The organism is Blautia sp. HCP3S3_B11 (assembly GCF_052064435.1).
Classification (GTDB): domain Bacteria; phylum Bacillota; class Clostridia; order Lachnospirales; family Lachnospiraceae; genus Blautia_A.
The window spans coordinates 75,153-82,591 of sequence record NZ_JBQHVP010000017.1 but is presented as its reverse complement, the minus strand read 5'-3'; the positions used below and the strand labels follow the sequence as shown (position 1 = coordinate 82,591).

General features: G+C 38.1%; 8 protein-coding genes and 2 pseudogenes. 2 read left to right on the top strand and 8 right to left on the bottom strand.

Annotated elements, in window-relative coordinates; genetic code table 11:
* Positions 1-928, top strand: a pseudogene (locus ACTNC0_RS13915) (hemoblobin-interacting domain-containing protein); the annotation flags it as partial.
* 93 nt (positions 929-1,021) lie between these two features.
* On the opposite strand, the gene ACTNC0_RS13910 reads toward ACTNC0_RS13915, so the two are convergent.
* From ACTNC0_RS13910 to ACTNC0_RS13875, 8 genes and pseudogenes are all read right to left on the bottom strand, one after another.
* A complete protein-coding gene (locus ACTNC0_RS13910) occupies positions 1,022-2,467 on the bottom strand; it encodes an InlB B-repeat-containing protein (RefSeq protein WP_441087843.1) in 1,446 nt (481 codons plus the stop codon).
* Positions 2,468-2,989: 522 nt separating this feature from the next.
* Positions 2,990-3,367: a hypothetical protein gene (locus tag ACTNC0_RS13905; RefSeq protein ID WP_441087842.1), complete on the bottom strand. Its 378-nt coding sequence runs from the start codon at positions 3,365-3,367 to the stop codon at positions 2,990-2,992.
* Between the two features lies 1 nt (position 3,368).
* Positions 3,369-3,614: a hypothetical protein gene (locus ACTNC0_RS13900; RefSeq protein ID WP_441087841.1), complete on the bottom strand. Its 246-nt coding sequence runs from the start codon at positions 3,612-3,614 to the stop codon at positions 3,369-3,371.
* Positions 3,611-3,772 (bottom strand): hypothetical protein, encoded by a 162-nt coding sequence (locus tag ACTNC0_RS13895; protein ID WP_441087840.1) that lies wholly within the window; start codon positions 3,770-3,772, stop codon positions 3,611-3,613. Before ACTNC0_RS13895 ends, ACTNC0_RS13900 begins: the two co-directional genes overlap by 4 nt.
* A gap of 67 nt (positions 3,773-3,839) precedes the next feature.
* Positions 3,840-4,259 carry a type II toxin-antitoxin system HicB family antitoxin gene (locus tag ACTNC0_RS13890; protein ID WP_441087839.1) on the bottom strand — a complete coding sequence of 140 codons (420 nt, stop codon included), beginning with the start codon at positions 4,257-4,259 and terminating at the stop codon, positions 3,840-3,842.
* A gap of 54 nt (positions 4,260-4,313) precedes the next feature.
* Entirely contained in the window at positions 4,314-4,487 is a 174-nt protein-coding gene (locus ACTNC0_RS13885) for a type II toxin-antitoxin system HicA family toxin (RefSeq protein WP_441087837.1), read from the bottom strand.
* A 106-nt stretch (positions 4,488-4,593) separates the two neighbouring features.
* Positions 4,594-5,142: a hypothetical protein gene (locus ACTNC0_RS13880; protein WP_441087836.1), complete on the bottom strand. Its 549-nt coding sequence runs from the start codon at positions 5,140-5,142 to the stop codon at positions 4,594-4,596.
* A 37-nt stretch (positions 5,143-5,179) separates the two neighbouring features.
* Positions 5,180-5,514 (bottom strand): annotated as a pseudogene (locus ACTNC0_RS13875) (ATP-binding protein); the annotation flags it as partial.
* Between the two features lie 291 nt (positions 5,515-5,805).
* Here ACTNC0_RS13875 and ACTNC0_RS13870 point away from each other — a divergent pair.
* Positions 5,806-7,395 carry an AAA family ATPase gene (locus ACTNC0_RS13870; protein ID WP_441087835.1) on the top strand — a complete coding sequence of 530 codons (1,590 nt, stop codon included), beginning with the start codon at positions 5,806-5,808 and terminating at the stop codon, positions 7,393-7,395.
* Positions 7,396-7,439: the final 44 nt, after the last annotated feature.

The window sequence follows — 7,439 nt, the reverse complement described above, 5'->3', positions numbered from 1 at the left end:
CACAGCAGTTGAAGGAAGCAAAAAATTCACAGGAAGCCAGACAGTAACTTTCCAGATTAAAGACTATGACCGTGCAGACCTTGCTGACGCTGTTATCGAAGGATTAAAAGACGAGACAGTAACAGGCGAGCAGATCAAACCTGAGATCAAGGTTATCGTTGGAAACAAAGTACTTGCAGAGGGAACAGATTATACAGTATCCTACGGTGAGAATACAGAAGCAGGTGAAGGTACTGTTACTATCACAGCTGTAGAAGGAAGCAAAGAATATACAGGAAGCAAGACTGCAAGCTTCAACATCGTAGCTGCTAAACCGGAAGTTGGAACAGCAGTCATCACAAACGTACTTGTAAAGGGAAATACTGCAACACCAGTACTTTCCGGAGACGTAGACGGAGCAGTTGGATATGACTACGTAATCGCTACAGAAGAAGATTATGAAAACGGCCGTGTAGATGTCAGCAGGAATGTACTGAAAACAAATACAAACTTCTACTATGTACAGGAAGGTACATACTATGCATACTGCCATGCTTGGAAACGTGATGAGAATGGTAAGAAAGTATTCGGTGAATGGTCTAATATTTACAAATTTACTGTAAATGCAATCACACCGGCTACACCACAGATCACAAGCGTAACAGCAAAAGGAAATACAGTAACCGTTAAATATACAAAATCTAAAGATGCAACAGGATATGATGTTGTACTTGGATCTTCTGTTAAGAAAGTAAACGGAGAAAAACGTCCGGTAGACTTCGGCGAACTGGTTGAGAAGAATGTAAAAGGAAACACAGTGACCGTAACATTCAAGAATGTACCGGCAGGAACATACTATGCAGGACTTCACTCCTTCAACAGAACATCCGAAGACGGAAAGAAAGTATTCAGCAAATGGTCCAATACACAGAAAGTAACTGTCAAATAATCCATTTGGGTAAATAAATACAGATTCCTAAAAAGAGACCCCCTGGTTATGATAACCAGGGGGTCTTGCTCTTCAAATATAGATTTTTTGTAATTATTTTACAGTTACTTTCTTTACATTTGACCATTTGCTGAAGACTTTTGTATTGTCCTCAGAAGTGCGGTTCCATGCATGTAATGCCAGATAATGAGTTCCTGATTTCACATTTTTGAATGTTACAGTTACTGTATTACCTTTTATTTTCTTTACGACCTTGTTTTTACCATCCGGAAGTTTGGAACCATCCAGTTCTGTTCCTAATACAAGATCATATCCTTTGGCATTTTTGCATTTTGTATAAGTTACGGTTACAGAAGAACCTTTTACAGTTACTTTTTTGATCTTAGGTGTCTGAGGTGTAACAGCAGTTACAGTTACCTCTTTCACTTCTGACCATGTACCGAATACTTTCTTTCCTGCTGCGTTTTTGGTCCATGCGTGGCATGCAACGTACCAGGTACCTTTATCAACAAATTTGAAAGATGTTTCTAAAGTCTTGTTCTTCAGGACACTTGTATACTGTTTTGTCTGAAGCATATCTGCGGAAGTACCGATCACATAATCATAACCTTCTGCGCCTGCACAGTCGTCAGATACTACAACGTTTACAGAGTTCTTAACAGCTTCTGCACTTTCGATCATTGGTTTTGCCGGCTGAGCATAAGAACCGTCAGCATTTTTAACGCTTCCGTCTGTTCCATATACTTTTCCGTCTGTCTTATATACATTTCCATCAGTATCTGTTACAGTACCGTCAAGTGCTACTTTCCAGTTAGCTCCGGCTGTGATATCTGCAAGACCTGGTCTGCTGATCACACTGCCATCGGCTGTGATTACGACTTTTTCATCTTCCTTGTAGGTTGGACGGGATCCGTCTTTACCTGTGGAGATCTTGATGTCATCTGCTGTGTCATTCAGGTCTGCACCTGGAAGGATGATATTTCCGTCGGTATCTACAGTTACATCTTTCTGAGGATCTTTTTTGCCGGCTTCCTTGAAGGATGCTTCGATTGTATGGTCGCCATCGATTTCTTCAAATGTATAAGTAGAAACTGCGCCAACACTCTTACTATCTACAAGGACATCTGCAATTTCATAGCCTTCATTTGGTGTGATTGTATAAGTCCAGTTAGTTTTTTCTCCTGCAACTGCGACACCATCTGGGGAAATCTTTCCGTTTTCACCGGCTTTTGCAGTAAGAGTATAGTATTTTGCTGCATTGATGTTGTCAATATAGAATTCTATGGGATCAGACTCAAGACCTTCATAGTCGGCTGTTTCTTTTACAACAGCTTTTATATACCATTTACCAGATGCAGTAGGTTTGGCTGTTCCAGCGTTTGAAAAATCGTCTGCTACACGGGAATAATAAAATTCTACATCACCGATTTTTGCTGCTGCGGCAGGATCTTCTACCGTTCCTTTGTAACTCCATTTGCTCAGGGAAAGTTCTTTAGTCCAACTGTTAGATGCCTGAGCAATCTCAAATGGCAGTGTCACTGTTTGGGATTCATAGTTATTGTTTCCAAATGATGTTGCGGTTACTCTGTAGTGACCTGCATGTACAGGTGCATTATCAATAATAATATATTGGGGTCTGACACTCCGAAGGATAAATAAAAAGAATGAAGCGTTCCTAAAAGATCCATAAAAGAAATATAAAATTAGGGATTTTACCAGCGTGTGCGAGCTGCTAAAAGTCTCGCTCTTTTAAACCCCGCATTCCTGCTCTCTGTCTATTCTTTCGGCATTTATATTATTGTCAGAAATTTCCAATCCTATTCCAGAGGTCGGGTGTGGGCAGAGCCCACAAAAGGCAATGATCATGATGCCTTATTTGTCATGCAAAAAAATCGAAAATGATGTATATAATTTTCCTGCATGGCAATACTGTAAGTACAAAGATATATTCGACAGCCGCATAATCATTAATTCGACAGCAAAATTTTACATATCTATTTCTTATCAGAAAGATTTACTTTCCATAGACACAAGAATTTTTACACCCTCTTTTAACTTGTACTAAATCTTGACATAGGACCACTCTTCGCCTGCTTCTGTTTCTATAGGCAGACACTCGGTTTCGCTCACGACAGCAGACTTAATATAATCATCTGCTGTCTTGGATGTTCCGTTGTCAGAGACAACACAAGATACTGTATCTCCTACGGAGAAGCCTTTTCCTTTGTAGCTCCAGGTGCGCTTATCTGGAGATACAATAGATACAGAACGTCCAGAAACAAAATAGACTCTACCTGTTATTGGACGAGTGCTGTCTTCACTTGCTCCTGTAGGCTTTACTACAGCCAATAAAAAAAGGAGTGCTATTAACACTCCTATCAATGAAGGGATTACTACTTCCTTGATTAATTTCCTTTTTATTCTGTCTGCCTTGTTCATATCAGACCCTCCCTTCAAAATCATAGATACGCCTTGTGCCAAATGGCTTGTAGGCATTGGATTCTATTATTCCAAAAGTTTTATACACATACCCTAAGATAAACTGATACTCAGTATATGTATATAAATCGGCTCTCCATAAAGCTGATAAGGTTTTCCGGAACTCCAACCGCTGACTTGCCTTATACCCTTTCATAAGTTTGGCATAGTGTTTTGCTACTCCGTAAATTGCTTGTATTCTGTTCATAATGATTTCCTCCTAGCTGCAATTTCAGCGGAACGTTTTTCATACATTTCTTTGCTGATTGTCTTTTTGTCCCAATATGCGTTGCGAACTTCTTCCCAGATACAGGAAAGTTCGAAACTTGATTTTGCTTGTGCGATTCTGGTTTTATAATTTTTCATTATTGTTTCCTCTAATCAAAAAAAGACAACCGGTATTAAACCAAACCGATTGCCTTGTTAAAATTTTTCAATATTTTTTTTGTACACCTAATACACTCATTAGTGCGTCCTGTAAAACTCTTGATACATTCACACCTGCATGCTCTGCTTCGTAATTTAACCAACTTGGTAAAGCTACATTGCGGCGAACAGTTTTAGTATCTATTTTTCTTCTGTACTCAGCAGAATCTACGTCTACTAACGAAATAATTGTTTTGCCTTCTCCTGAAAATGTTGTTTTGCTTAAATCAATAGTAGACACATCAGATGGTTTAGGAATTTCTTCACCTCCATCTTCCATAGAAACACATTTTAACTCGATCGCATCTCTTGCCATTTCAATTGCGTTATTAAAGTCTTTCCCTTCTGTCAAAATTTCTAAATCTGGCACTTCAACCAGAATTGCTCCATCGACTTCTGTAAATACTGTTGGGTAAACTCCTTTCATAGTATTATTCCTCCGTATATAATCTTTTATATTATTTATTCCCAAAAGGAAGGGTTATAATAACCCATTCCTTCTAAGGATTGCTCTCGCTAATTGCTCATTAATCTCTTTATGTCTTGGTACTGTTTCCCTTTGGCTCCCTCGAACATAAATGTCGTGTCCTGCTCCATGACGTTCAAAGACGAAACCTCCATTTTCTAATCGTTGAGTTAATTCTCGTTGTTTCATCTTTGGTAATCACTCCTTTCTATCTTATTTGATTATTATACACACTTTTTACACAATGTCAATAATTTTTGTGTAATTAATGTGTATAATTACTAATCAAAAATTCCTATAGTGCCATGTCCACATAGCTTACTACTTCGCCTGTGAACATGTTGACAATAAGTTCATAGTCCGGTCCCTTGATAGTAACTAACAGACATTTTTTAAGCTTCTTATTTCCTTTCCAGAGAAGAGAGAGTTCGCTTGTACTTGGATACATTACTGGAATACATCCGTAGTCAAACAATTCACTGTGACTGAGAATCAGTACAGCTGCTTTCTTTTCCTTTGCGGAAAGAGTTTTGTAGAACTCAGAGAAGAAACTATAATCATTTTTGCTAAAGAAATCTGTCAGTTTTTCTTTAACAAGGTTGATGATTTCCCTGTGCTTTGCTTTGCCTTCTGTAATGTCTAACCAAGTGTTGTTGTATTCTGCCCATGCTTTATAGTCAGAGATATACTGGCAGAACTGTTCTGGTGTGTAGCTGAAAGAAAATTCGTTGAGAACATCTGTCCAAGTTCCATTGGAATAGATGTAGAGTTCCCTTCCTAAAATGGAAATGATTTCTACAGATGTGGTTACATGAGACATAATGCGATCATAGATAGTTTTCATAGTGTTTTCCTCCTGCCTTTTAGAGTGACATAACTTGGTCCCTGGCAGCCTGTAAGTCCAATAATAGATCAGGAAGTCGTACATACCGTACTGAGTAATAGCACTTGCATGCTTCCATGCCAAAGGCACAGGCCATGTAGGTTTTACCGCTTCCAGTTGCTCCAGTAATAAAGATGTTCCGGTATTCTGTAATGTATTCACAGGTTGCCAGACGATTAATCAATGCTTTGTTCAGTTTTCGCCCAGAATGATAATCAATTGCTGCAATGCTCGCATCTGGCTGCTCAAGTTCAGCCTTTTCAGACGATTGTTTTTACGGTTGCTGTATTCGACATCAACAAGCATACCGAACCGATCCTCGAACGGCACTTTGGGTGGTGGACAGGTTCATAAATAGAAGAATATTTATTGCTTAACGGTTATGGTACATGAATATTGCTTTTGTATTGAGACTTATAAATGATCTTTTAGATATTAATATCACAGTTTTAGACAGTTATAATTTTTTTGCTTCTTTGATTCGAAATATTAAGATACCAGAAAGAAGCGTTTGATCAAGGCTGGGATATGCTTTGTCGAAAACTTAATCTGGCAAGTATAACCATGATTTGTTATAATACTTTGTATCAGTAATATACGATTTCTGAAGGGAATGATAAGAATATGGGAATCTATTTAAATCCACCGGCAGATGCATTTGCAGCAATTTTAAAGAAAAATATTTATGTAGATAAGTCTGGATTAATTTCATATACAAATAGTGTGCTCAACAGCAGCCGTATGCTCACCTGTTTCAGCAGACCGAGGCGTTTTGGAAAATCATATGCAGCAAAAATGCTGGCAGCTTATTATTCTAAGGGTGCCGATTCTGATTCCTTATTTCAAAATTTAGAAATCTCAGGTATGGATGGTTACAAAGAAAATCTCAATCAGTATGATGTACTGTTTCTTGATGTTGCATGGTTCATATCTATTTCCAGTAATATTCAGAATACTATCTCTGAAATGCAGGACAGCATTATCGAGGAATTAAGATCTGCCTTCCCGAATATAGTCAGTGAAACCGTACATTCTCTTCCTGTTGCATTATTGCAGATCAGTGCTAAAACAGGGCGAAAATTCTTTATCATTATTGATGAGTGGGATGCTCTGTTTCGTGAAACAGAGAGTAATGAATCTTTACAGAGATCATATATCCAGTTACTGCGAGCTTTGTTTAAAGGGCTCCAGGTATCGCAATTTGTGGTTGGTGCATATATGACAGGTATTTTGCCAATAAAGAAATACGGTACACAGTCCGCTCTTACAGATTTTCGGGAATTTACAATGTTAGAACCAGGCTTTCTGGCAGAATATGTCGGATTTACAGAAAAAGAAGTTCGCGGGCTTTGTCAGGATCATGCACTTGATTTCAACGAGGCAAATAAGTGGTATGATGGATACCGATTCGATAAGATCGGCCATGTCTACAGTCCAAATTCTATCATAGAAGCCGTTATAAACCAGAAATTCAGTAATTACTGGACGCAAACAGAAACCTATGAATCATTGCGAATCTATATAGACATGGATTTTGATGGTCTGAAAAAAGCTATTATAGATATGCTGGGCGGTCAGAAATGCAGGATAGACACCGGAACTTTTCAAAATGACATGACGTCACTGCAGGGAAGGGATGATGTCTTAACTCTATTAGTTCATTTGGGATATCTGGCATACGATGATGATTCTGGAGAAGTTTATATTCCAAATGAAGAAGTGCGTCAGGAATTTATCAGAGCTGTAAAAAACGGAAAGAGAAAAGAGCTTGTTAAAGCAGTTCAACTGTCTGACAGGATGTTAGAGGCAACATTATCCATGGATTGTGAAACTGTTGCTGAAATATTGGAAGAAACGCATGATGCAAATGTTTCGCCTAAATTTTATAATAATGAGCAGGCACTCAGATCTGTAGTTATCATGGCTTATCTGAGCTGCATAGACCATTATATACGTTTTGAGGAATTGACCAGTGGAAAAGGATATTCTGATATATTATTTCTTCCAAATGCAGACTCCTCTAAACCGGCACTTCTTATTGAATTAAAATGGGATAAAAGTGCGCAGGGCGCAATCTCTCAGATCAAAAAGAAAAATTATACACAGGTCTTGCAGAAATTTACTTATCATGGGGATCTGCTTTTAGTTGGAATAAATTACAATTCCCGGACCAAGAGGCATAGTTGCAAAATTGAAAAAATACAGATATTCTAAAAATTATACTCGTTTTTAACAAAATTCCTAAATGGATTATATTT

Bases quoted from the DNA above. Each gene is read 5' to 3' on its own strand.
- ACTNC0_RS13905 (WP_441087842.1), bottom strand. From the start codon at position 3,367: ATGAACAAGGCAGACAGAATAAAAAGGAAATTAATCAAGGAAGTAGTA.
- ACTNC0_RS13900 (WP_441087841.1), bottom strand. From the start codon at position 3,614: ATGAACAGAATACAAGCAATTTACGGAGTAGCAAAACACTATGCCAAA.
- ACTNC0_RS13895 (WP_441087840.1), bottom strand. From the start codon at position 3,772: ATGAAAAATTATAAAACCAGAATCGCACAAGCAAAATCAAGTTTCGAA.
- ACTNC0_RS13890 (WP_441087839.1), bottom strand. From the start codon at position 4,259: ATGAAAGGAGTTTACCCAACAGTATTTACAGAAGTCGATGGAGCAATT.
- ACTNC0_RS13885 (WP_441087837.1), bottom strand. From the start codon at position 4,487: ATGAAACAACGAGAATTAACTCAACGATTAGAAAATGGAGGTTTCGTC.
- ACTNC0_RS13880 (WP_441087836.1), bottom strand. From the start codon at position 5,142: ATGAAAACTATCTATGATCGCATTATGTCTCATGTAACCACATCTGTA.
- ACTNC0_RS13870 (WP_441087835.1), top strand. From the start codon at position 5,806: ATGGGAATCTATTTAAATCCACCGGCAGATGCATTTGCAGCAATTTTA.